At 71.3% G+C, this 21472-nt stretch carries 18 protein-coding genes; 16 read left to right on the forward strand and 2 right to left on the reverse strand.

Features of this window, described 5'->3' with window-relative positions; all coding sequences use genetic code 11:
• Window positions 1–320: 320 nt before the first annotated feature.
• Genes F0L17_RS15420 through nuoN form a run of 14 tightly spaced genes read left to right on the forward strand, consistent with a single transcriptional unit; the run spans window position 321 to window position 16554 of the window.
• Window positions 321–680, forward strand: a complete 360-nt coding sequence (locus F0L17_RS15420; protein WP_162466240.1) for an NADH-quinone oxidoreductase subunit A — start codon at window positions 321–323, stop codon at window positions 678–680.
• 10 nt (window positions 681–690) lie between these two features.
• A complete protein-coding gene (locus F0L17_RS15425) occupies window positions 691–1245 on the forward strand; it encodes a NuoB/complex I 20 kDa subunit family protein (protein WP_155071534.1) in 555 nt (184 codons plus the stop codon).
• Window positions 1242–1967, forward strand: coding sequence for an NADH-quinone oxidoreductase subunit C (locus F0L17_RS15430; protein ID WP_155071535.1), 726 nt, complete (start codon window positions 1242–1244; stop codon window positions 1965–1967). Before F0L17_RS15425 ends, F0L17_RS15430 begins: the two co-directional genes overlap by 4 nt.
• Window positions 1967–3301: an NADH-quinone oxidoreductase subunit D gene (locus F0L17_RS15435; protein WP_155071536.1), complete on the forward strand. Its 1335-nt coding sequence runs from the start codon at window positions 1967–1969 to the stop codon at window positions 3299–3301. Before F0L17_RS15430 ends, F0L17_RS15435 begins: the two co-directional genes overlap by 1 nt.
• Window positions 3298–4164, forward strand: a complete 867-nt coding sequence (gene nuoE, locus F0L17_RS15440) for an NADH-quinone oxidoreductase subunit NuoE (protein WP_162466241.1) — start codon at window positions 3298–3300, stop codon at window positions 4162–4164. Before F0L17_RS15435 ends, nuoE begins: the two co-directional genes overlap by 4 nt.
• On the forward strand, window positions 4164–5504 hold the full coding sequence (nuoF, locus tag F0L17_RS15445) for an NADH-quinone oxidoreductase subunit NuoF (RefSeq protein ID WP_155071537.1): 1341 nt from the start codon (window positions 4164–4166) through the stop codon (window positions 5502–5504). Before nuoE ends, nuoF begins: the two co-directional genes overlap by 1 nt.
• The gene (locus F0L17_RS15450) at window positions 5501–8059 is read left to right on the forward strand and encodes an NADH-quinone oxidoreductase subunit G (protein ID WP_162466242.1); all 2559 of its coding nucleotides are present in this window, start codon (window positions 5501–5503) and stop codon (window positions 8057–8059) included. The genes nuoF and F0L17_RS15450 overlap by 4 nt, the downstream gene beginning before the upstream one ends.
• Entirely contained in the window at window positions 8059–9462 is a 1404-nt protein-coding gene (gene nuoH / locus F0L17_RS15455; RefSeq protein WP_155071538.1) for an NADH-quinone oxidoreductase subunit NuoH, read from the forward strand. The genes F0L17_RS15450 and nuoH overlap by 1 nt, the downstream gene beginning before the upstream one ends.
• Complete coding sequence (gene nuoI / locus F0L17_RS15460; protein WP_155071539.1) at window positions 9455–10090, forward strand: NADH-quinone oxidoreductase subunit NuoI; 636 nt, start codon at window positions 9455–9457, stop codon at window positions 10088–10090. Before nuoH ends, nuoI begins: the two co-directional genes overlap by 8 nt.
• Entirely contained in the window at window positions 10087–11028 is a 942-nt protein-coding gene (locus F0L17_RS15465; protein ID WP_162466243.1) for an NADH-quinone oxidoreductase subunit J, read from the forward strand. Before nuoI ends, F0L17_RS15465 begins: the two co-directional genes overlap by 4 nt.
• Window positions 11025–11324, forward strand: coding sequence for an NADH-quinone oxidoreductase subunit NuoK (nuoK, locus tag F0L17_RS15470; RefSeq protein ID WP_162466244.1), 300 nt, complete (start codon window positions 11025–11027; stop codon window positions 11322–11324). The genes F0L17_RS15465 and nuoK overlap by 4 nt, the downstream gene beginning before the upstream one ends.
• Before the next feature lie 13 nt (window positions 11325–11337).
• On the forward strand, window positions 11338–13284 hold the full coding sequence (gene nuoL / locus F0L17_RS15475) for an NADH-quinone oxidoreductase subunit L (protein ID WP_162466245.1): 1947 nt from the start codon (window positions 11338–11340) through the stop codon (window positions 13282–13284).
• 4 nt (window positions 13285–13288) lie between these two features.
• Entirely contained in the window at window positions 13289–14911 is a 1623-nt protein-coding gene (locus F0L17_RS15480; protein WP_155071540.1) for an NADH-quinone oxidoreductase subunit M, read from the forward strand.
• Window positions 14908–16554: an NADH-quinone oxidoreductase subunit NuoN gene (nuoN, locus tag F0L17_RS15485; RefSeq protein ID WP_162466246.1), complete on the forward strand. Its 1647-nt coding sequence runs from the start codon at window positions 14908–14910 to the stop codon at window positions 16552–16554. Before F0L17_RS15480 ends, nuoN begins: the two co-directional genes overlap by 4 nt.
• A gap of 98 nt (window positions 16555–16652) precedes the next feature.
• On the opposite strand, the gene F0L17_RS15490 is transcribed toward nuoN, so the two are convergent.
• Together F0L17_RS15490 and fahA are read right to left on the reverse strand one after the other, a co-directional pair.
• The gene (locus F0L17_RS15490) at window positions 16653–17153 is read right to left on the reverse strand and encodes a hypothetical protein (RefSeq protein ID WP_155071541.1); all 501 of its coding nucleotides are present in this window, start codon (window positions 17151–17153) and stop codon (window positions 16653–16655) included.
• A gap of 156 nt (window positions 17154–17309) precedes the next feature.
• Window positions 17310–18551 (reverse strand): fumarylacetoacetase, encoded by a 1242-nt coding sequence (gene fahA / locus F0L17_RS15495; protein ID WP_155071542.1) that lies wholly within the window; start codon window positions 18549–18551, stop codon window positions 17310–17312.
• 253 nt (window positions 18552–18804) lie between these two features.
• On the opposite strand from fahA, the gene F0L17_RS15500 reads away from it, so the two are divergent.
• Together F0L17_RS15500 and F0L17_RS15505 are read left to right on the forward strand one after the other, a co-directional pair.
• Window positions 18805–19815 carry a polyprenyl synthetase family protein gene (locus tag F0L17_RS15500; RefSeq protein ID WP_162466247.1) on the forward strand — a complete coding sequence of 337 codons (1011 nt, stop codon included), beginning with the start codon at window positions 18805–18807 and terminating at the stop codon, window positions 19813–19815.
• Between the two features lie 336 nt (window positions 19816–20151).
• Window positions 20152–21417 (forward strand): LolA family protein, encoded by a 1266-nt coding sequence (locus F0L17_RS15505; RefSeq protein ID WP_155071543.1) that lies wholly within the window; start codon window positions 20152–20154, stop codon window positions 21415–21417.
• Window positions 21418–21472 lie beyond the last annotated feature (55 nt).

The following is a 21472-nucleotide window of genomic DNA, read 5'->3' on the forward strand; positions in this document are numbered from 1 at the left end:
GCGACCGCGATTTTTTGTTAATGCGGGCACCGCTCCGACCAGCGCAAACGCGCCGGATTGTCACGTGCGGTGACCGCCCGGCCGCTTCGCGTGTGAAGATCACCGTCCATCCGCCTTCATGATCCTTCGTCAGGTGGTGGAGATCACAAACTCCTTGCCGCACCCCGTGTCGCAGATCACAGAGTGACGGGCATAGGATGCAGTCGAATCGGGCTTGTGAACTGCCTCACATATACGCGATCTTCGCGAACGGCACATCGGCCCGAAACGGCCCGCAGCGGCCCGCCGGCAGCGTCGTCGACTGGAAGGAGCGAGGAGCGGTGAACGTCTACGCGCCCATCCTCGTACTGGGAGCGCTAGGGGCAGCCTTCGCTGTCTTCTCCGTGGTCATGGCCTCGATCGTCGGCCCCAAGCGCTACAACAGGGCCAAGCTCGAGGCGTACGAATGCGGCATCGAGCCCACCCCGCACGCCGCGGGCGGCGGGCGCTTCCCGATCAAGTACTACCTGACGGCGATGCTCTTCATCGTCTTCGACATCGAGATCGTCTTCCTCTACCCCTGGGCCGTCACCTTCGACGCCCTGGGGCTGTTCGGGCTCGTGGAGATGCTGCTCTTCGTGCTCACCGTCTTCGTCGCCTACGCCTACGTCTGGCGGCGCGGCGGCCTGGAATGGGACTAGGGGCGTACACATGGGTATCGAAGAGAAACTGCCGAGCGGCTTCCTGCTGACCACCGTCGAGCAGGCCGCGGGCTGGGTTCGCAAGTCGTCGGTCTTCCCGGCGACCTTCGGTCTGGCCTGCTGCGCCATCGAGATGATGACCACCGGCGCCGGCCGCTACGACCTCGCCCGCTTCGGCATGGAGGTGTTCCGCGGTTCGCCGCGCCAGGCGGACCTGATGATCGTGGCGGGTCGGGTCAGCCAGAAGATGGCGCCGGTCCTGCGGCAGGTCTACGACCAGATGCCGAATCCCAAGTGGGTCATCTCCATGGGCGTCTGCGCCTCCTCGGGCGGCATGTTCAACAACTACGCGATCGTGCAGGGCGTCGACCACGTCGTACCGGTCGACATCTACCTGCCCGGCTGCCCGCCGCGTCCCGAGATGCTGCTGGACGCGATCCTCAAGCTCCACCAGAAGATCCGCGAGGAGAAGCTCGGGGTCAACCGGGAGCAGGCCGCCCGCGAGGCGGAGGAGGCGGCGCTCAAGGCGCTTCCGACGATCGAGATGAAGGGGCTGCTCCGATGAGCGACGAGCAGGTCAACGGCACGGACGGCCGCGGCGCCGTCCCCGCGCCGCGCGACGACTCCGGCGAGGTCGTCGACGTCCGTCGGGGCATGTTCGGCGCCAAGGAGGGCGGTGACACCTCCGGCTACGGCGGGCTGGTGCGCACCGTCCGGCTGCCGGGCGCGGCGAGCCGTCCGTACGGCGGCTGGTTCGACGAGGTGGCCGACGAGTTGGAGGGCGCGCTCGACGAACAGGGCCTGGTGCCCGAGGAAGTGATCGAGAAGACGGTCGTGGACCGCGGCGAGATCACCTTCCACATCGCCCGCGAGCACCTCCCGGTGGTGGCCCGCACCCTGCGCGACGACCCCGCGCTGCGCTTCGAGATGTGCACCGGGGTCAGCGGCGTGCACTTCCCCGGGGACTCCGGCCGCGAGCTCCACGCCGTCTACCACCTGCGCTCGATCACCCACAACCGGCTCATCCGGCTGGAGGTCAGCGCACCCGACGACGACCCGCACATCCCGTCGATCGTCTCGGTCTACCCGACCAACGACTGGCACGAGCGCGAGACGTACGACTTCTTCGGCATCGTCTTCGACGGCCACCCCGCCCTCACGCGGATCATGATGCCCGACGACTGGCAGGGCTTCCCGCAGCGCAAGGACTACCCCCTCGGCGGCATCCCCGTCGAGTACAAGGGCGCCCAGATCCCGGCTCCCGACCAGCGGAGGTCGTACAGCTGATGAGCACCTCGCACGCAACCCCGCCCGCCGGTACCCGCGAGACCACCGAGGGCACCGTCTACACCGTCACCGGCGGCGACTGGGACGAGATCGCCGCCGCGGCCGCCAAGGGCGACGACGAGAAGATCATCGTCAACATGGGGCCGCAGCACCCGTCCACGCACGGCGTGCTCCGACTCATCCTGGAGATCGACGGCGAGACGGTCACCGAGGCCCGCTGCGGCATCGGTTACCTGCACACCGGCATCGAGAAGAACCTCGAGTACCGGAACTGGACGCAGGGCACGACCTTCGTGACGCGCATGGACTACCTCACGCCCTTCTTCAACGAGGCGGCGTACTGCCTGGCGGTGGAGAAGCTGTTGGGCATCGAGGACCAGGTGCCCGACCGGGCCAGTGTCATCCGCGTGATGATGATGGAGCTCAACCGGATCTCCTCCCACCTGGTGGCCATCGCCACCGGCGGCATGGAGCTGGGCGCCACCACGGTGATGATCTACGGCTTCCGGGACCGCGAACTGGTCCTGGACCTCTTCGAGCTGATCACCGGCCTGCGGATGAACCACGCCTACATCCGGCCCGGCGGCCTCGCCCAGGACCTGCCGGCCGGAGCCGTGGACCAGGTCCGCGAGTTCGTGAAGAAGATGCGGAAGAACCTGCCGGAGTACGACAAGCTCTGCAGCGGCAACCCCGTCTTCCAGGCCCGGTTGAAGGACGTCGGCCACCTGGACCTGGCCGGCTGCATGGCCCTGGGCGCCACCGGCCCCGTCCTGCGCTCCACCGGACTCCCGCACGACCTGCGCAAGGCGCAGCCGTACTGCGGCTACGAGACCTACGACTTCGAGGTCCCGGTCCAGGACACCTGCGACTCCTACGGCCGCTTCCTGATCCGGCTGGAGGAGATGCACCAGTCGCTGCGGATCGTCGAGCAGTGCCTGGACCGGTTGGAGCCCGGCCCGGTGATGGTCGCCGACCGGAAGATCGCCTGGCCCGCGCAGCTCGCGCTCGGCCCGGACGGACTCGGCAACTCCCTGGACCACATCAGGAACATCATGGGCACCTCGATGGAGGCCCTGATCCACCACTTCAAGCTGGTGACCGAGGGCTTCCGGGTACCGCCCGGCCAGGCGTACGTCGCCGTGGAGTCCCCCAAGGGCGAACTGGGCGTGCACGTGGTCAGCGACGGCGGCACCCGCCCCTACCGGGTCCACTTCCGCGACCCGTCCTTCACCAACCTGCAGACCATGGCGGCGATGTGCGAGGGCGGCCAGGTCGCCGACGTCATCGTCGCCGTCGCGTCCATCGACCCCGTGATGGGAGGCGTCGACCGGTGACAGAGGTATCGCTCGGGATGCCCCAGCTCCCCGCCCCCGACTACCCGGCCGAGGTCCGTGCCCGGCTGGAGGCGGACGCGCGGGAGATCATCGCCCGTTACCCCGGCAGTCGCTCGGCGCTGCTGCCGCTGCTGCACCTGGTGCAGTCCGAGGAGGGGCACGTCACCCCCACCGGCATGCGGTTCTGTGCCGAGATGCTCGACCTGACCACGGCCGAGGTCACCGCGGTGGCCACCTTCTACACCATGTACCGGCGCAAGCCGTCGGGCGACTACCAGGTGGGGGTGTGCACCAACACCCTGTGCGCCGTGATGGGCGGCGACGCCATCTTCGAGGCGCTCCAGGAACACCTGGGGGTCGGCAACCAGGAGACCACCGAGGACGGCAAGGTCACCCTGGAGCACATCGAGTGCAACGCGGCCTGCGACTACGCGCCCGTGGTGATGGTCAACTGGGAGTTCTTCGACAACCAGACGCCCGAGAGCGCCCGGAAGCTCGTCGACGACCTGCGCGCCGGCCGCGAGGTGCGGCCCACCCGGGGCGCGCCGCTGTGCACCTTCAAGGAGACCGCCCGCATCCTCGCCGGCTTCCCCGACGAACGCCCCGGTGCCGTGGAGGCCGGTGGGGGCGCCGGCCCCGCCTCCCTGGCCGGACTGAAGCTGGCCAGGGGCGAGACCCCCGGGCCGCGGGTCGTCTCCCCGCGCGGCGGCGAGGACCTGCCGGGCGCGACGGAGAAGGGGCAACCCACCACCTCCACCGGCGAGGCGCCCGAGCCGCACCCCAGCTCCCACGACGCCCCGCGCAGGACGGCCGCCTCCGACCCCGAGAACCCGACCGGACCGGTGACGAAGGAGGGCGAGTGATGGCCGCCGAATCGGTTGAGAAGCTGCTGTCACCGGTGCTCTCGGCCTTCTGGGACGCCCCCCGCCCCTGGACGCTGGAGACCTACCGGGCGCACGACGGCTACGAGGGCCTGCGCAAGGCCCTGGCCATGAAGCCCGACGACGTCATCGCCTACGTCAAGGAAGCCGGGCTGCGCGGCCGCGGCGGCGCGGGCTTCCCCACGGGCATGAAGTGGCAGTTCATTCCCCAGGGCGACGGCAAGCCCCACTATCTGGTGGTCAACGCCGACGAATCCGAACCGGGCACCTGCAAGGACATCCCCCTCCTCTATGCCAACCCGCACGCCCTGATCGAGGGCATCGTGATCGCCTGCCACGCGATCCGCGCGGGCCACGCCTTCATCTACCTGCGCGGCGAGGTCGTTCCCGTGCTGCGGCGCCTCCACGAGGCCGTGCGGGAGGCCTACGCGGCGGGGCTCCTGGGGAAGGACATCCTCGGCTCCGGCCTGGACGTGGAACTCATCGTGCACGCGGGCGCGGGCGCGTACATCTGCGGTGAGGAGACCGCCCTCCTCGACTCGCTGGAGGGACGGCGCGGCCAGCCCCGGCTGCGTCCCCCCTTCCCGGCCGTCGCGGGCCTGTACGCGTGCCCCACCGTCGTCAACAACGTCGAGTCCATCGCCTCGGTTCCCGCGATCATCCACCGGGGCAAGGAGTGGTTCCGCTCGATGGGCAGCGAGAAGTCCCCCGGCTTCACGCTGTACTCCCTCAGCGGCCACGTCGCGAACCCCGGCCAGTACGAGGCCCCGCTCGGCATCACCCTGCGCCAACTGCTGGAGATGAGCGGCGGCATGCGGCCCGGCCACCGGCTGAAGTTCTGGACCCCGGGCGGTTCCTCCACCCCGCTGCTGACCGACGAGCACCTCGACGTCCCCCTGGACTACGAGGGCGTCGGCGCCGCCGGGTCGATGCTGGGGACCAAGGCGCTCCAGTGCTTCGACGAGACCACCTGCGTGGTCCGCGCGGTGACCCGCTGGACGGAGTTCTACGCCCACGAGTCCTGCGGCAAGTGCACCCCGTGCCGCGAGGGCACCTACTGGCTGGTCCAACTGATGCGCGACATCGAGGCCGGCAAGGCGTCGATGTCCGACCTCGACAAGATCCACGACATCGCCGACAACATCAACGGCAAGTCCTTCTGCGCCCTCGGCGACGGCGCCGCCAGTCCGATCTTCTCCTCGCTCAAGTACTTCCGCGAGGAGTACGAGCAGCACATCACCGGGCGCGGCTGCCCCTTCGACCCGGCCAAGTCGACCCTGTGGGCCGACGACACCACCGCACACCTGGAGGTGAACGCGTGACCGTCACCACCGACGCCAAGACCTCCGGAGGCGGGGAGGCGAAGCCGCCCGAGGCCGCCCGGGACATGGTCTCCCTGACGATCGACGGCATCGAGGTCAGCGTGCCCAAGGGCACCCTGGTCATCCGCGCCGCCGAACTCCTCGGGATCGAGATCCCCCGCTTCTGCGACCATCCGCTGCTGGATCCGGCTGGCGCCTGCCGCCAGTGCATCGTCGAGGTCGAGGGCCAGCGCAAGCCCATGGCGTCCTGCACGATCACGTGCACGGACGGCATGGTGGTCAAGACGCACCTGACGTCGCCGGTGGCCGAGAAGGCCCAGCGCGGCGTGATGGAGCTGCTGCTCATCAACCACCCGCTGGACTGCCCGGTCTGCGACAAGGGCGGCGAGTGCCCCCTGCAGAACCAGGCCATGTCCCACGGACAGGCCGAGAGCCGCTTCGAGGGGCGCAAGCGCACCTACGACAAGCCGGTTCCGATCTCGACGCAGGTGCTGCTGGACCGCGAACGCTGCGTGCTGTGCGCCCGCTGCACCCGCTTCTCCAACCAGATCGCCGGCGACCCGATGATCGAACTGGTCGAGCGGGGCGCGCTCCAACAGGTCGGCACCGGCGAGGGCGACCCCTTCCGGTCGTACTTCTCCGGCAACACCATCCAGATCTGTCCGGTCGGCGCGCTCACCTCCGCCGCCTACCGGTTCCGCTCCCGCCCCTTCGACCTGATCTCCTCGCCGGGCGTGTGCGAGCACTGCTCCAGCGGCTGCGCCATCCGCACCGACCACCGGCGCGGCAAGGTCATGCGGCGGCTGGCCGCCGACGACCCCCAGGTCAACGAGGAGTGGATCTGCGACAAGGGCCGCTTCGCCTTCCGCTACGCCCAACGGCCCGACCGCCTCACCCACCCGCTGCTGCGCGACGCCGAGACCGGCGAGCTGCGGCCCGCGAGCTGGCCCGAGGCGCTGGAGGCCGCGGCGAAGGGCCTGTCGGCCGCCCGCGGCCGCACCGGCGTCCTGACCGGCGGACGGCTGACGGTGGAGGACGCCTACGCGTACGCCAAGTTCGCGCGGGTCGCGCTCGACACCAACGACATCGACTTCCGCGCCCGCGTCCACAGCGCCGAGGAGGCCGACTTCCTCGCCGCCCGGGTCGCCGGACGCGGTCTCGACATCGACGGTGACGGCGTCACCCACACCGCCCTGGAGAAGGCACCGGCCGTGCTGCTGGTCGGCTTCGAGTCCGAGGAGGAGGCCCCCGGCGTCTTCCTGCGACTGCGCAAGGCCTACCGCAAGCACGGGCAGCGGGTCTTCTCCCTGGCCACCCACGCCACCCGGGGCCTTGTGAAGGCGGGCGGCACCCTGCTGCCCGCCGCGCCCCACACCGAGACCGAGTGGTTGGACGCGCTGGCCGGCGGCGTCGGCCTGGACGAGCAGGGGCAGCGGGCCGCCGAGGCGCTGCGCGCCGAGGGCTCGGTGATCGTCGTCGGCGAGCGGCTGGCCGCCGTGCCCGGCGGGTTCACCGCCGCCGTGCGGGCGGCCACCGCCATCGGCGCCCGCCTGGTGTGGATCCCGCGCCGGGCCGGGGAGCGCGGCGCGGTCGAGGCCGGAGCCCTCCCGACGCTGCTGCCCGGCGGGCGCCCGGCCACCGACCCGCGCGCCCGCGAGGAGACCGCGGCCGCCTGGGGCGTCGCCGACCTGCCCACCCGGTACGGCCGCGACACCGGCCGGATCATCGACGCCGCGGTCGGCGGGGAACTGGCCGCGCTGCTGATCGCCGGTGTCGAGGTCGACGACCTGCCCGACCCGGAGCGGGCCCTGGCCGCGCTGGACGCGGTCGGTTTCGTCGTCAGCCTGGAGCAGCGGCCGTCGGAGGTCACCGAGCGGGCCGACGTGGTCCTGCCCGTGGCCGCCGTCGCCGAGAAGGCGGGCTCCTTCCTCACCTGGGAGGGGCGCCGGCGTCCGTTCGAGGCCGCGATCAAGCCCGACCAGATGACCCGTCGCCTCGTCCAGTCCGACGCCCGCGTGCTGCACATGCTCGCCGACGCCCTCGACGTCCACCTCGGCCTGCCCGACGTGCGGACGATCCGGGCCGAGATGCGGCGGCTGGGCGTCTGGAGCGGGCCGCGCGCCACCGGCCCGGAGGAGACGGCCCGGGAGGCGGCGCGGCAGACCCCGCGCCCCGCCGCCGGAGAGGCCGTCCTCGCCGGCCACCGGCTGCTGCTGGACCGCGGACGGCTCCAGGACGGCGACGAGGCGCTCGCCGGCACCCGGCACGCCGCGGTCGCCCGGCTGTCGGCCGCCACGGCCGCCGAGGCCGGGGTCGCCGACGGCGAGGAGCTGACCGTCACCGGGCCCGCCGGGTCGGTCACCCTGCCCCTGGAGATCACGCCGATGCCCGACCGGGTCGTCTGGCTGCCGTTGAACTCTCCGGCCGCCTCCGGCGAGGGCAGGGGAGTCCACCACGACCTGGGCACCGTGCCCGGGCGGCTGGTGAGGCTGTCCGCGGCGTCCTCCGCCGCTTCGCGGGCGAGCTCCGAGGAGACGAAGGAGGTGGAGGCGTGATGGGCCCGTCCGTCCTGGCCACCGGTCCGGTACTCCTCGCCGAGGAGGACCTGTCGACGTTCGGCACCGATCCCTGGTGGCTGATCGCCCTCAAGGCGGTCTTCTGCTTCGCGTTCCTGATGCTGACCGTGCTGATCTCCATCGTGATGGAGCGCAAGGTCGTCGCCTGGATGCAGCTGCGCATCGGTCCGAACCGACACGGCCCCTGGGGCATGCTCCAGTCGCTCGCCGACGGTGTGAAGCTGATGTTCAAGGAGGACATCAACGTCAAGGCCGCCGACAAGGCCGTCTACATCCTGGCTCCCATCGTCGGCATCATCCCGGCCTTCATGGCCATCGCGGTGATCCCCTTCGGCCCGCCCGGCAACGAGGTGTCGATCTTCGGCACCCGCACCGCCATGCAGCTCACCGACCTGCCGGTGGCGATCCTCTACATCCTGGCCACCGCCTCGGTGGCGGCCTACGGAACCGTGCTGGCCGGCTGGTCGTCGGGCTCGACCTACCCGCTGCTCGGCGGGGTGCGCGCCACGGCCCAGATCATCTCCTACGAGGTCGCGATGGGCCTCAGCTTCGCGGCGGTCTTCCTCTACTCCGGGTCGATGTCCACCTCGACGATCGTCGGGGCGCAGACCGAGACCTGGTTCGCGGTGCTGCTGCCGGTGTCGTTCCTCATCTACATGGTGTCGATGGTCGGCGAGGCGCACCGCGCGCCCTTCGACATGCCCGAGTCCGAGGGGGACCTGGTCGGCGGCTTCAACACCGAGTACTCGTCGATCAAGTTCGCGATGTTCATGCTCGCCGAGTACGTCCACATGGTCACCGTCTCGGCCCTGGCGGTCACCCTCTTCCTGGGCGGCTGGCGCGCCCCGGCGCCGATCAGCACCTACTGGGAGGGCGCCAACCACGGTTGGTGGCCGCTGCTGTGGTTCATCGTCAAGATCAACCTGCTGTTGTTCCTCTTCGTCTGGCTGCGCGGCACGCTCCCGCGCGTCCGCTACGACCAGTTCATGAAGCTGGGCTGGAAGGTGCTGATCCCCGTCTCGCTGGCCTGGCTGATGCTGGTGGCCACCGTGCGGGCGCTGCGCAACGAGGGCCACGACTTCGGCGACATCGTGATGTGGGTCGCCGGCGCGGCGCTGGTGCTGCTGATCCTCTCCTTCGTCTACGACGCCGTCCGCGAGCGGAAGGACCGCATCGAGGAGAGCGGCCGGAAGGCGGCCGAGGCCGAGGAGCCCTTCGACCCGATGGCGGGCGGCTACCCCGTGCCGCCGCTGCCCGGACAGACCCTGCCGCCCGCACCGCGTCGGCGGCCACGCCGCGAGCGGGAGCCCGTCGGCGTGGCCTCCGGCGCGGACAGCGAGGCCGGCGAGACCGGCGAGGCCAGGGAGGCCGACGATGCCTGAGTTCGAGAATCCGGTGGCCGGCTTCGGCGTGACCTTCAAGGCCATGTTCAAGAAGCGGCTCACCGAGCAGTACCCCGAGGAGAAGAAGCCCACCGCACCCCGCTTCCACGGTCGCCACCAGCTCAACCGGCACCCGGACGGGCTGGAGAAGTGCGTCGGCTGCGAGCTGTGCGCCTGGGCCTGCCCGGCCGACGCGATCTACGTGGAGGGCGCGGACAACACCGACGAGGAGCGCTACTCGCCCGGTGAGCGCTACGGCCGCGTCTACCAGATCAACTACCTGCGCTGCATCCTGTGCGGCCTGTGCGTCGAGGCGTGCCCCACCCGGGCGCTGACCATGACCAACGAGTACGAGCTGGCCGACCGGACCCGCGAGTCGCTCATCTACACCAAGGAGGAGCTGCTCGCGGGGCTGCAGGAGGGCATGGTCGACACCCCGCACGCCATCCACCCGGGCATGACCGAGCAGGACTACTACCGGGGCCTGGTCACCGAGGCCGCGCCCGGCACCGTCCGGCAGGAGGTCCGCTCCAAGGACCCGGAGAGCCCCGAGGGGGCGGCGCCGCAGGCCGCCGCCACCACCTTCGGCCCCACCGAACCGGCCTCCGAGGCGGTGACGGAGAAGTGACCGCCACCCCCCTCCTCGCCGCCGCCTCCACCACCTCCACCGGCGAGGCGGTGCAGTTCTGGGTCCTGGGCACGATCGCGGTGCTGGGCGCGCTCGGCACCGTGCTGATGAGGCGGTCGGTGCACTCGGCCCTCTGCCTCGCCGGGACCATGGTCGTGCTGGCCGTGTTCTACCTGGCCAACGGCGCCTACTTCCTGGGCATCGTGCAGATCGTCGTCTACACCGGCGCGGTCATGATGCTCTTCCTGTTCGTCCTGATGCTGGTCGGCGTCACCGCCGTCGACTCGCTGAAGGAGACGATCAAGGGGCAGCGCTGGTTGGCGGTCCTGTGCGGCCTGGGCTTCGGGATCCTGCTGATCGGCGGCATCGGCAACGCCTCGGTGGACACCTTCACCGGCCTCGCCCAGGCCAACGCGGGCGGCAACGTCCAGGGCCTGGCACGGACGATCTTCACCGACTACGTCTTCGCCTTCGAGATCACCGGCGCGCTCCTGGTCACGGCGGCCGTCGCCGCCATGGTGCTCACCCACCGCGAGCGCACCGAGCGCCGCAACACCCAGCGCGAGCTGGCCGAGAAGCGGATCCGCGAGGGCGAGCACCTGCCCCCGCTGCCCGCCCCCGGCGTGTACGCCCGGCACAACGCCGTGGACATCCCCGGCCTGCTGCCGGACGGCACCCCCTCCGAGCTCACCGTCAACCCGACGCTGCGCAAGCGCGGTCAGGTCCGGGACGTCTCCCGCCAGGCCCTGGCCGACCTGGCGGCGCTGGAGCGGCGCACCGGGGAGTACCTGGGGCGCGGCGCCACGGACGTCCGCGCCGTACGGGACGCGGCGGACGTGCGGGACGACATCTCGGACGACTCCCCGGTCGGCGCGGACCGGGACAGGGACCGTGACGGTGACCGCGACGGTGACCGGGACAGGGAGGCCACCAAGTGAACCCGGTGAACTACCTCTACCTGGCCGCCCTGCTGTTCACCATCGGGGCCAGTGGAGTGCTGCTGCGGCGGAACGCGATCGTCGTGTTCATGAGCGTCGAGCTGATGCTGAACGCGGCCAACCTCGCGCTCGTCACCTTCTCCCGGATGCACGGCAACCTCGACGGCCAGATCATCGCGTTCTTCACGATGGTCGTCGCCGCCGCCGAGGTCGTGGTCGGCCTGGCGATCATCGTGACGATCTTCCGCTCCCGCCACTCGGCCTCGGTCGACGACGCCAGTCTGATGAAGCTGTAAGGGGTAGCGAACAGTGGAGACCTTGATCGGACTGCTCGTCGCGGCCCCGCTGCTGGGCGCGGCCGTGCTGCTGTGCGGCGGCCGGAGGCTGGACCGCGTCGGGCACTGGATCGGCACGGCGCTGGCCGCCGCGTCCTTCGTCGTCGCGGCCGTGCTCTTCGCCGAGATGCTCGGCCGCGAGGCGGACGAGCGGGCCATGCACCAGCACCTGTTCAGCTGGATCCCGGTGAACGGCTTCCAGGCCGACGTCGCCTTCCAGCTCGACCAGTTGTCGATGACCTTCGTCATGCTGATCACCGGCGTGGGCACCCTGATCCACGTCTACTCGATCGGCTACATGGAGCACGACGAGAGGCGCCGCCGTTTCTTCGGCTACCTCAACCTGTTCCTCGCGGCGATGCTCCTGTTGGTGCTCGCCGACAACTACCTGCTGCTGTACGCCGGCTGGGAGGGCGTGGGCCTCGCCTCGTACCTGCTGATCGGCTTCTGGCAGCACAAGCCCAGCGCGGCGACGGCGGCGAAGAAGGCGTTCATCGTCAACCGCGTCGGCGACGTCGGTCTGTCGATCGCCATCATGATCATGTTCAGCACCTTCGGGACGTTCGCCTTCGGCCCGGTGCTGGACTCGGTCGGCGAGACGGGCGAGGGCACGCTCACCGCCATCGGCCTGATGCTGCTGCTGGCCGCCTGCGGCAAGTCGGCGCAGGTGCCGCTCCAGTCCTGGCTCGGCGACGCGATGGAGGGCCCGACCCCGGTCTCCGCCCTCATCCACGCCGCGACGATGGTCACCGCCGGCGTCTACCTGATCGTCCGCTCCGGCGCGATCTTCGACGCCGCGCCCACCGCGCAGACCGCCGTGGTCGTCGTCGGCGCCGTCACGCTGCTGTTCGGTGCGATCGTCGGGTGCGCCAAGGACGACATCAAGAAGGCCCTGGCCGGTTCGACGATGTCGCAGATCGGCTACATGGTCCTGGCCGCGGGGTTGGGGCCGATCGGCTACGCCTTCGCGATCATGCACCTGGTCACCCACGGCTTCTTCAAGGCCGGGCTCTTCCTCGGCGCCGGCTCGGTGATGCACGGCATGAACGACGAGGTGGACATGCGCCGCTACGGCGGACTGCGCAAGTACATGCCGATCACCTTCGCCACCTTCGGCCTGGGCTACCTGGCGATCATCGGCTTCCCCGGCCTGTCCGGCTTCTTCTCCAAGGACAAGATCATCGAGGCGGCGTTCGCCAAGGGCGGCGCCGAGGGCTGGATCCTCGGCGGCGCGGCCCTGCTGGGCGCGGCCATCACCGCGTTCTACATGACGCGCGTGATGCTGATGACGTTCTTCGGCGAGGAGCGCTGGCGCAACGCGCCCACGCCGTCGCCGAAGGAGCCGAGCGTGGAGCCCGCGGCCGAGACGCGGGGCGAGTACCGGGTGCCGCACCCGCACGAGTCGCCCGGGTCCATGACGATCCCGATGATCGTCCTGGCCTTCGGGTCGGTCTTCGCGGGCGGCCTGTTCAGCTGGGGCGACGCCTTCGTCCACTGGCTGGAGCCGGTCACCTCCTTCGAGCACGGCCACCCGCCGATCGGGGCCGCCGCGGTCACCGCCTCCACGGTCGTCGCCCTGCTGCTGGGCGCCGGGCTGGCCTGGCTGATGTACGGCCGCCGGCCCGTCCCCGCGGTCGCGCCGCGCGGTTCGCTGCTCACCCGCGCCGCGCGCCGCGACCTGCTCCAGGACGACGTCAACCACGTGGTGCTGGTCAAGCCCGGCGAGTACCTCACCCGCGGGTTGGTCTACCTCGACCACAAGGTCGTCGACGGCGTCGTCAACGGCACCGCCGCGGCGGTCGGGGGCCTGTCCGGCCGGTCGCGCCGGCTCCAGAACGGTTACGCCCGCAGTTACGCGGTGTCGATGTTCGGCGGTGCGGCGATCCTCGTCGCCGCGACCCTGCTGATGAGGGCGGTCTGATCCCATGTCATTTCCCCTGCTGACGGCAACGGCCGCGCTGCCCGCCATCGGCGCGGTCGCCACCGCCGCCGTGCCTGCCACCAGGCGTGCGGCGGCCAAGTGGCTGGCCCTGGCCGTCTCCCTGGCGACCCTGGTCCTGGCCGCGATCGTCGCCTTCCGCTTCGACCCCGGCGGCGACCGCTACCAGCTCACCGAGTCCCACTCCTGGATCGCCGACTTCGGCGTCCGCTACGAACTGGGTGTGGACGGCATCGCGGTCGCCCTGATCGCGCTGACGGCCCTGCTGGTCCCGTTCGTCATCCTGGCCGGCTGGCACGACGCCGACCTTCCCTCCGCCGGCGGCGAGGGGAAGGCCGGCGAAGGACAGGCGTCCAACCGGCGATGGCGGCCCACCCAGGGCTTCTTCGCGCTGATCCTGGCCGTCGAGGCGATGGTGATCATCTCCTTCGAGGCCACCGACGTCTTCCTCTTCTACATCTTCTTCGAGGCCATGCTGATCCCGATGTACTTCCTCATCGGGGGCTTCGGGGACCGGGCCGGGCCGCACGGCGAGGAGGAGACGGCCAAGCAGCGTTCCTACGCCGCCGTGAAGTTCCTGCTCTACAACCTGGCCGGCGGCCTGATCATGCTGGCCGCGGTGATCGGCCTGTACGCCGTCACCGCCGACCAGCTCGGCGAGGGCACCTTCTCGCTCCAGGCGATCGTCGAGGCCCGGCAGTCCGGTGAACTGACGATGGCCCAGAACACCGAACGCCTGCTGTTCCTCGGCTTCTTCCTCGCCTTCGCGGTGAAGGCCCCGCTGTGGCCGCTGCACACCTGGCTGCCCAACGCCATGGGCGAGTCCACCGCGCCGGTCGCCGTGCTCATCACGGCGATCGTCGACAAGGTGGGCACCTTCGCGATGCTCCGCTTCTGCCTCGGCCTCTTCCCCGGGGCGAGCGAGTGGGCCACCCCGGTGGTGATCGTGCTGGCGCTGGTCAGCATCGTCTACGGCGCCCTGCTCGCCATCGGCCAGCGGGACATCAAGCGGCTGATCGCCTACGCGTCGATCTCCCACTTCGGCTTCATCATCCTGGGCATCTTCGCGATGACCAGCCAGGGCCAGAGCGGGGCGACGCTCTACATGGTCAACCACGGCATCTCCACCGCCGCCCTGATGCTGGTCGCCGGCTTCCTGATCTCGCGGCGCGGCTCGCGCCTCATCGCCGACTACGGCGGTGTGCAGAAGGTCGCGCCGGTGCTGGCCGGCACCTTCCTGGTCGGCGGCCTGGCCACCCTGTCGCTACCGGGCCTGGCGCCGTTCGTCAGCGAGTTCCTGGTGCTGGTGGGCACCTTCACCCGCTACCCGGTGGCCGGGATCGTGGCGACGCTCGGCATCGTCCTGGCCGCGCTGTACGTGCTGGTCCTGTACCAGCGCACCATGACCGGGCCGACCAGGCCCGAGACCGAGCGCATGCCGGACCTGAGGCCGCGCGAGTTGGCGGTCGTGGCGCCGCTGATCGCCCTGCTGGTCCTCCTCGGCGTCTTCCCCAAGCCGCTGACCGAGATCGTCAACCCGGCGGTCGAGCACACCCTCTCGGACGTGCGGAAGACCGACCCCCAGCCTGAGGTGGAGGCCGCGAAGTGAGCACCAGCACCACCGAACTCACCGAACTCACCCTGCGGGCCCAGGAGGTGATCCCGGCCCCCCACATCGAGTACGGGAAACTCGCACCGGTACTGATCGTCATCGGTGCCGCGGTCGTCGGCGTGCTGGTCGAGGCGTTCGTACCGCGCCGCGGCCGGTACCTCGCCCAGGTGGCGCTCTCCGTCCTGGCCCTGGCGTCGGCCTTCGCGGCCGTCGTCGGGCTGGCCGCCTCCGGGAGCGCCACCACGGAGGCGGGCCTGATCGCCATGGGCGCCCTGGCGATGGACGGCCCGGCACTCTTCCTCCAGGGCGTGATCCTGCTGGTGTCCCTGGTGGCGGTGTTCACCTTCGCCGAGCGGCGGCTGGACCCGCGGGCGCACGGCGGCCACGTGGACTCCTTCGCCGCCCAGGGCGCCGCCGTTCCCGGCGGTGACGCGGAGAAGGCCGCGGTCAGGGCCGGCTTCACCACCACCGAGGTCTACCCCCTGCTGCTCTTCGCGGTCGGCGGCATGCTGGTCTTCCCGGCCGCCAACGACCTGCTGACCCTCTTCATCGCGCTGGAGGTCTTCTCCCTCCCGCTGTACGTGCTGTGCGCGCTGGCCCGCCGCAAGCGGCTGATGTCGCAGGAGGCGGCGCTCAAGTACTTCCTGCTGGGCGCCTTCTCCTCCGCCTTCCTGCTCTTCGGCATCGCGCTGCTGTACGGCTACGCGGGCACGGTGAGGTACGCGGGCATCGCCTCGGTCGTCTCGGACACCAACCGGGAGGTCACCGAGGCACTGGCCGCGACCACGGGCAACGACGCGCTGCTGCTCGTCGGCGGCGCGCTGCTGCTGATGGGGCTGCTGTTCAAGGTCGGCGCCGTGCCGTTCCACATGTGGACGCCGGACGTCTACCAGGGCGCCCCGACCCCCGTCACGGGTTTCATGGCCGCCGCCACCAAGGTCGCCGCCTTCGGCGCCCTGCTGCGGCTGCTGTACGTCGTCCTGCCGGGACTCACCTGGGACTGGCGGCCGGTGCTGTGGGGCGTGGCGATCGCCTCGATGGTGGCCGGCGCGGTCGTCGCCGTCACGCAGACCGACGTCAAGCGGCTGCTGGCGTACTCCTCCATCGCGCACGCGGGCTTCATCCTCGCCGGTGTGATCGCGGCGACGCCCAGCGGGATCTCCTCGGTGCTCTTCTACCTGGCGGCCTACTCCTTCGTCACGCTCGGCTCCTTCGCCGTGGTGACACTGGTGCGGGACGCCGGGGGCGAGGCCACCCACCTGTCCGGGTGGGCCGGGCTGGGGCGGCGCGCGCCGCTGGTGGCCGCGGTCTTCGCGGTCTTCCTGCTGGCCTTCGCGGGCATTCCGCTGACCTCGGGGTTCGCGGGCAAGTTCGCGGTCTTCAAGGCGGCGGCGGAAGGCGGCGCGGGCGCGCTGGTGGTGGTGGGCGTGATCGCCTCGGCCGTGGCGGCGTTCTTCTACATCCGCGTCATCGTCCTGATGTTCTTCAGCGAGCCGAAGGCGGAGGGGCCGTCGGTGGCGGTTCCCAGCCCGCTGACCACGACGGCGATCGCCATCGGCGTGGCGGTCACGGTGGTGCTGGGGGTCGCCCCGCAGTACTTCCTGGACCTGGCCTCCCAGGCGGGGGTGTTCGCGCGCTGAGGGAACGCGGCGGGACACACGACGGCGGACGGCCGCCCGGCACGGATGGTGCCGGGCGGCCGTCCGCCGCGGTGCGCCCGCGGGCGGGCGCGGCCCGGTCACTCCGTGGGGAGCTCCGGGTCGAGGTCGGTGGGCGGTTCGACGGGGGTCTCGGAGGGGAACTCGGTGGGGATCTCGATCCTGGTGAAGGTGTCGGTGGTGCCCGACCCCCACTCGATCGTCAGCTCCTCGCCGTCGACGCTCCGCACCGTGCCCTCGGTGTGATCGCTGCTGCCGTCACCGCACGTGAGGTCGAGGGTGATCGGGTCGGCGTCGGTGGACACCGTGCCCGTGCAGGCGGTGGCGCCGAGCAGGGCCGCCTGGCCGTCGCCGACGCTCAGCACCAGGGCGTCCCCGCCGTCGCCGGAACTCCAGGTGCCGTCGACGCCACCCTCCTCGTCGGCCGCCCCGCCACCGGTGGGCCCGGCGGCTTCGGTGCTCTCCCGGGCGGTCCGCTCGGGTTCGGCACCGTCCGTACCGCCGTCGCTTCCGCAGCCGCTCACCAGCAGGGTCGCCGCCAGGGCGACGGCCGCTCCGGCGCGACGTACCGACGCGCGCACGCGCTCCCCCTCCGTGTGTGGTGCAAGGACACGTCAAGCTAGCAGGCGGGGACCGGCGGGGGCGCGAAGTCCCCGCCGGCTCCACGGAACCGACACGTCCGCCGGGGGCCTCCCCGGACCGCCGGCCGGGGCCCCGACCGCTCGAAAGACCGGGACCTACCGGTCCTCCGCGCCGCCGGCCGGGTGGACGCGACCGGAGACCTCGCCCAGACCGACGCGGCCGCCGTTCGGCCCCGGGGCCCAGGCGGTGATGACGACCTCGTCACCGTCCTCCAGGAAGGTCCGCTCGCCGTCGGGCAGGTCCAACGGGTCGCGCCCGGACCAGGTCAGTTCCAACAGGCAGCCGCGCTGGTGCGCCTGCGGACCGCTGACCGTGCCGGAGGCGAAGAGATCACCGGTGCGCAGCGAGGCTCCGTTGACCGTCATGTGGGCGAGCTGCTGGGCGGCCGTCCAGTACATGGCGGAGAACGGCGGCTCGGCGATGGTGTGACCGTTGAGGGAGACGGAGATCCGCAGGTCCAGTCCGCCGGGTTCGCCGCCGGCGGAGTCCTCCAGGTAGGGCAGTAGCGGGTGGGTGCGGGCCGGTGGGTCGGTGCGGGCGGCGTCGAGGGCGTCGAGCGGGGTGACCCAGGCGGAGACGGAGGTCGCGAAGGACTTCCCCAGGAACGGGCCCAGCGGGACGTACTCCCACGCCTGGATGTCGCGCGCCGACCAGTCGTTGACGAGGCAGACGCCGAAGACGTGCTCCCGGAAGGCGGACTGGGGCACCGGCTCGCCCAGGCGCGAGGGGGCGCCGACGACGAAGCCGACCTCGGCCTCGATGTCCAGACGGCGGGACGGTCCGAAGGTGGGGGCCGTCTCGTCGGGTGCCTTGCGCTGTCCCCGCGGGCGGACGACCGGGGTCCCGGAGACCACCACCGTGCCGGCACGGCCGTGGTAGCCGATCGGCAGGTGCTTCCAGTTGGGGGTGAGGGGCTCGCCGTTCGGCCGGAAGATCCGCCCGACGTTGGAGGCGTGGTGCTCGCTGGCGTAGAAGTCCACGTAGTCGGCCGGCTCGAAGGGGAGGTGGAGGGTGACGTCCTCGAGCGGGACCAGGTACTGCCCGATGACGTCGGCGTGCTCGGGGGAGGTCAGCCAGGAGCGCAGCTCGGCGCGGACGGCCTGCCAGACCGGCCGTCCCGCCGCCATCAGGGGGTTGAGGCGGGGCTCCCGGAGCAGGTCGGCGTGGGGCGAGCCGAAGCTCTCCGCCGCCGATCCGGCGTCCAGCACGGACCGGCCGTACCGGACGCCGATCCGGGGCAGGTCGGGGTCGTCCTCGGTGGTGAAGACGCCGTAGGGAAGGTTGTCCGGGCCGAAGAGGTCGTCGTCGGGGAGGTCGAGCGGGGTCGCGTCGGACATGGGTGGAATGCCTCGCCTTCGAGGTCGTCGCCGGTCAGGGCCGCGAACAGGCTACGCGGTGGTGATCTCGGGCAGAAGCCGTGGACACAGGGGTCGGGTACACCGGCACGCGGCGGCGGTGATCGATCCGGGACCGGCTACGCTGCCAGGGATGATGATGGTGATAGCGGTCCCGCGGTACGGCGACGCACCGTGACGACCGCGACAGGCCGCGTGATCGTTCGCTGATCGTACGCAGACAGGAGTACCCCTCGTGACCGTCGTCGAGCCCTTCGGGCTGAGCGTGCGGGACCAGGCACTGGAAGCCGATGTAAAGGCGGGGTTGGCGGCTGTCGAGGAGGGCCTGGTCGAGGCCACCAAGAGTGGCGTGCCCTTCATAACGGAAGCCGCGCAACACCTGGTGCGGGCCGGCGGGAAGCGTTTCCGCCCGCTGCTGGTGATGCTGGCGTCGCAGTTCGGCGACCCCCACGCCCCGGGCGTGGTCCCCTCGGCCGTGGTGGTGGAACTGACGCACCTGGCGACGCTCTACCACGACGACGTGATGGACGAGGCGGCGGTGCGACGCGGGGTGCCCAGCGCGAACGTCCGCTGGGGCAACTCGGTGGCCGTCCTCACCGGCGACTTCCTCTTCGCGCAGGCCTCGCACATCCTGGCCGGCCTGGGGCCGGAGGCCGTCCGCGTCCAGGCCGAGGCGTTCGAGCGACTGGTGACCGGGCAGATCCTGGAGACGGCCGGGCCGCAGGAGGGCGACGATCCGATCACCCACTACCTCGATGTGATCGCCGGCAAGACCGGTTCGCTGATCGCGGTGGCCGGCCGCCTGGGGGCGATGATGTCGGGCGCGGACGAGAGGGTCGTGGACATCCTCACCCAGTACGGGGAGCGGATCGGCACCGCCTTCCAACTGGCGGACGACGTCCTGGACATCGCCAGCGACGCGCACGAGTCCGGGAAGACGCCGGGCACGGACCTGCGGGAGGGCGTCGCGACGCTGCCGGTCCTCCACCTGCGGGCCCGCGCGGCACGGAGCGGCGCGCCGGACGACCTGGCCCTGTGCGCGCTGCTGGACGGCGACCTGACCGACGACGTCCGTCACGCCGAGGCGCTGGCCGGGCTGCGCGCCCACCCGGCGCTGGACGAGGCACGCCGGGACACCGTCCGCTACGCGGACGAGGCCCGCGGGATCCTGGCGCCCCTGCCGGACTGTGCGGCCAAGGAGGCGCTCTCCTCCCTGTGCGACTCGGTGGTCCATCGGGCGGGTTGACCGACGGTCCCCCGCCCCGTTCCGCTCGGGTGGCACCCGCCCGTCCCCCTTCCCGATCGACCGCCCTTCCGGGTGCCCTCCCGAGGCTCCCTCCGGGGCTTCCCCCACTTTCGGCGGGTCGGCCCGGCCGAGGTCGGGTTGGCAGGAGGAGACCGACAACGCGCCGTCATCCTGCGGTAGTACGCCGACCTGGCCCCGTCGTCTGACGACCTGTCCGGAGCAATTTGGTGTGATTGGGAGCGTCACCCCGCTCCGAACCGGGTGAGAATGGCGGCGAGGGGTGGACGAGTGCGATATACGGACGAAGCGCCGCCGATCACGGAGGTACACGCACAGATGGCACAGAACCGACCGATGAAGAGGGCGCTGCGGTACGCCGTGCCGGCCACCGTGGCCGGGGCGGCGATCGCGACCGTCGGCCTCGTACCGGCCCTGGCCACTTCCGGTGGCGGCCCCGACCTACCGAAGATCACCGCCGAGGAGTTGATAACGAGAATCGCCTCCTCGGAGACCGAGAGCCTCTCCGGCACGGTGAAGATCACCACCGACCTGGGGCTGCCCGCCCTGCCCGGCGCGGGCTCGTTCGACGCCGGCCGCCACGGCGGGAGTGGCGGCGAGGGCGGGACGGAGGGCGCCGACCCGCAGGCCAAGCTCATGGAGCTGGCCTCCGGCACCCACATCCTGCGCGTCGCCGTCGACGGTCCGGACCGGCAGCGTCTCTCCGTCGTCGAGGAGGCCGCCGAGTACAGCCTCGTCCACAACGGGAAGGACGTGTGGGCGTACGACAGCGCCGCCAACGCCGTCCACCACACCGTCCTGCCCGAGGTGCCCGAGGGCGCCGCCGCGCCGGAGGAGTCTCCCGGCGGGCTGGAGAAGATCACTCCGCGAAAGGCCGCCCAGGAGGTCCTCAAGGCGGTCGACGACACCACCTCGGTCACCGTCGACGGCACGGCGAAGGTCGCCGGGCAGGACGCCTACCAGCTGCTCATCCGGCCCCGGCAGTCGGACAGCACGGTCGGATCGGTGCGGATCGCGGTGGACGCGGACAGCGGTGTGCCGCTGAAGTTCACCCTCACCCCCCGGGACGGCGGCAAGGCCGTGGTCGACGTGGGCTTCACCGAGGTGGACTTCGCCAAGCCGGCCGCGGACACCTTCGAGTTCACCCCGCCCAAGGGGGCCGAGGTCACCGAGGAGCGGCCGACCGGTGCGGGGGACGTCTCCCGGCGGGAACCCCACGACGGTGGGGAGCGGAACGCGAACCAGGGCCTGCCGTCCGGTCTGGAGGTCATCGGCCGGGGCTGGGACACGGTCGCCGAGATCCGGCTGCCCGGTGGCGGACGGGCGGACCTCGCGAAGGGGCCGAACGACCCGAAGGACGCGGGGACGCCCGAGGCGGAGAAGCTCCTCGACGGCTTCACCGACGAGGTCACCGGGGACTTCGGCACCGGTCGGGTCTTCACCACCCGTCTCGTCAACGCGCTGATCACCGACGACGGCACCGTGTACGTCGGCGCCGTCACCAAGGAGGGCCTGGTCAAGGCGGCGGACGCCGCCGAGAAGGCCGGCCGGAGCGACACCGGGGACGGTTCGACCGGGCGGTAACGCCGACACCCGGTCCCCGCGTCCCGCCCCACCGCCGGGGCGGGGCGCGGAAGCC

It is taken from the genome of Streptomyces taklimakanensis (assembly GCF_009709575.1).
Classification (GTDB): Bacteria; Actinomycetota; Actinomycetes; order Streptomycetales; family Streptomycetaceae; genus Streptomyces; species Streptomyces taklimakanensis.

Coding starts and splice junctions, on each gene's coding strand:
- F0L17_RS15425 (WP_155071534.1), top strand. CDS start 691: ATGGGTATCGAAGAGAAACTGCCGAGCGGCTTCCTGCTGACCACCGTC.
- F0L17_RS15430 (WP_155071535.1), top strand. CDS start 1,242: ATGAGCGACGAGCAGGTCAACGGCACGGACGGCCGCGGCGCCGTCCCC.
- F0L17_RS15435 (WP_155071536.1), top strand. CDS start 1,967: ATGAGCACCTCGCACGCAACCCCGCCCGCCGGTACCCGCGAGACCACC.
- nuoF (WP_155071537.1), top strand. CDS start 4,164: ATGGCCGCCGAATCGGTTGAGAAGCTGCTGTCACCGGTGCTCTCGGCC.
- nuoH (WP_155071538.1), top strand. CDS start 8,059: ATGGGCCCGTCCGTCCTGGCCACCGGTCCGGTACTCCTCGCCGAGGAG.
- nuoI (WP_155071539.1), top strand. CDS start 9,455: ATGCCTGAGTTCGAGAATCCGGTGGCCGGCTTCGGCGTGACCTTCAAG.
- F0L17_RS15480 (WP_155071540.1), top strand. CDS start 13,289: ATGTCATTTCCCCTGCTGACGGCAACGGCCGCGCTGCCCGCCATCGGC.
- fahA (WP_155071542.1), bottom strand. CDS start 18,551: ATGTCCGACGCGACCCCGCTCGACCTCCCCGACGACGACCTCTTCGGC.
- F0L17_RS15505 (WP_155071543.1), top strand. CDS start 20,152: ATGGCACAGAACCGACCGATGAAGAGGGCGCTGCGGTACGCCGTGCCG.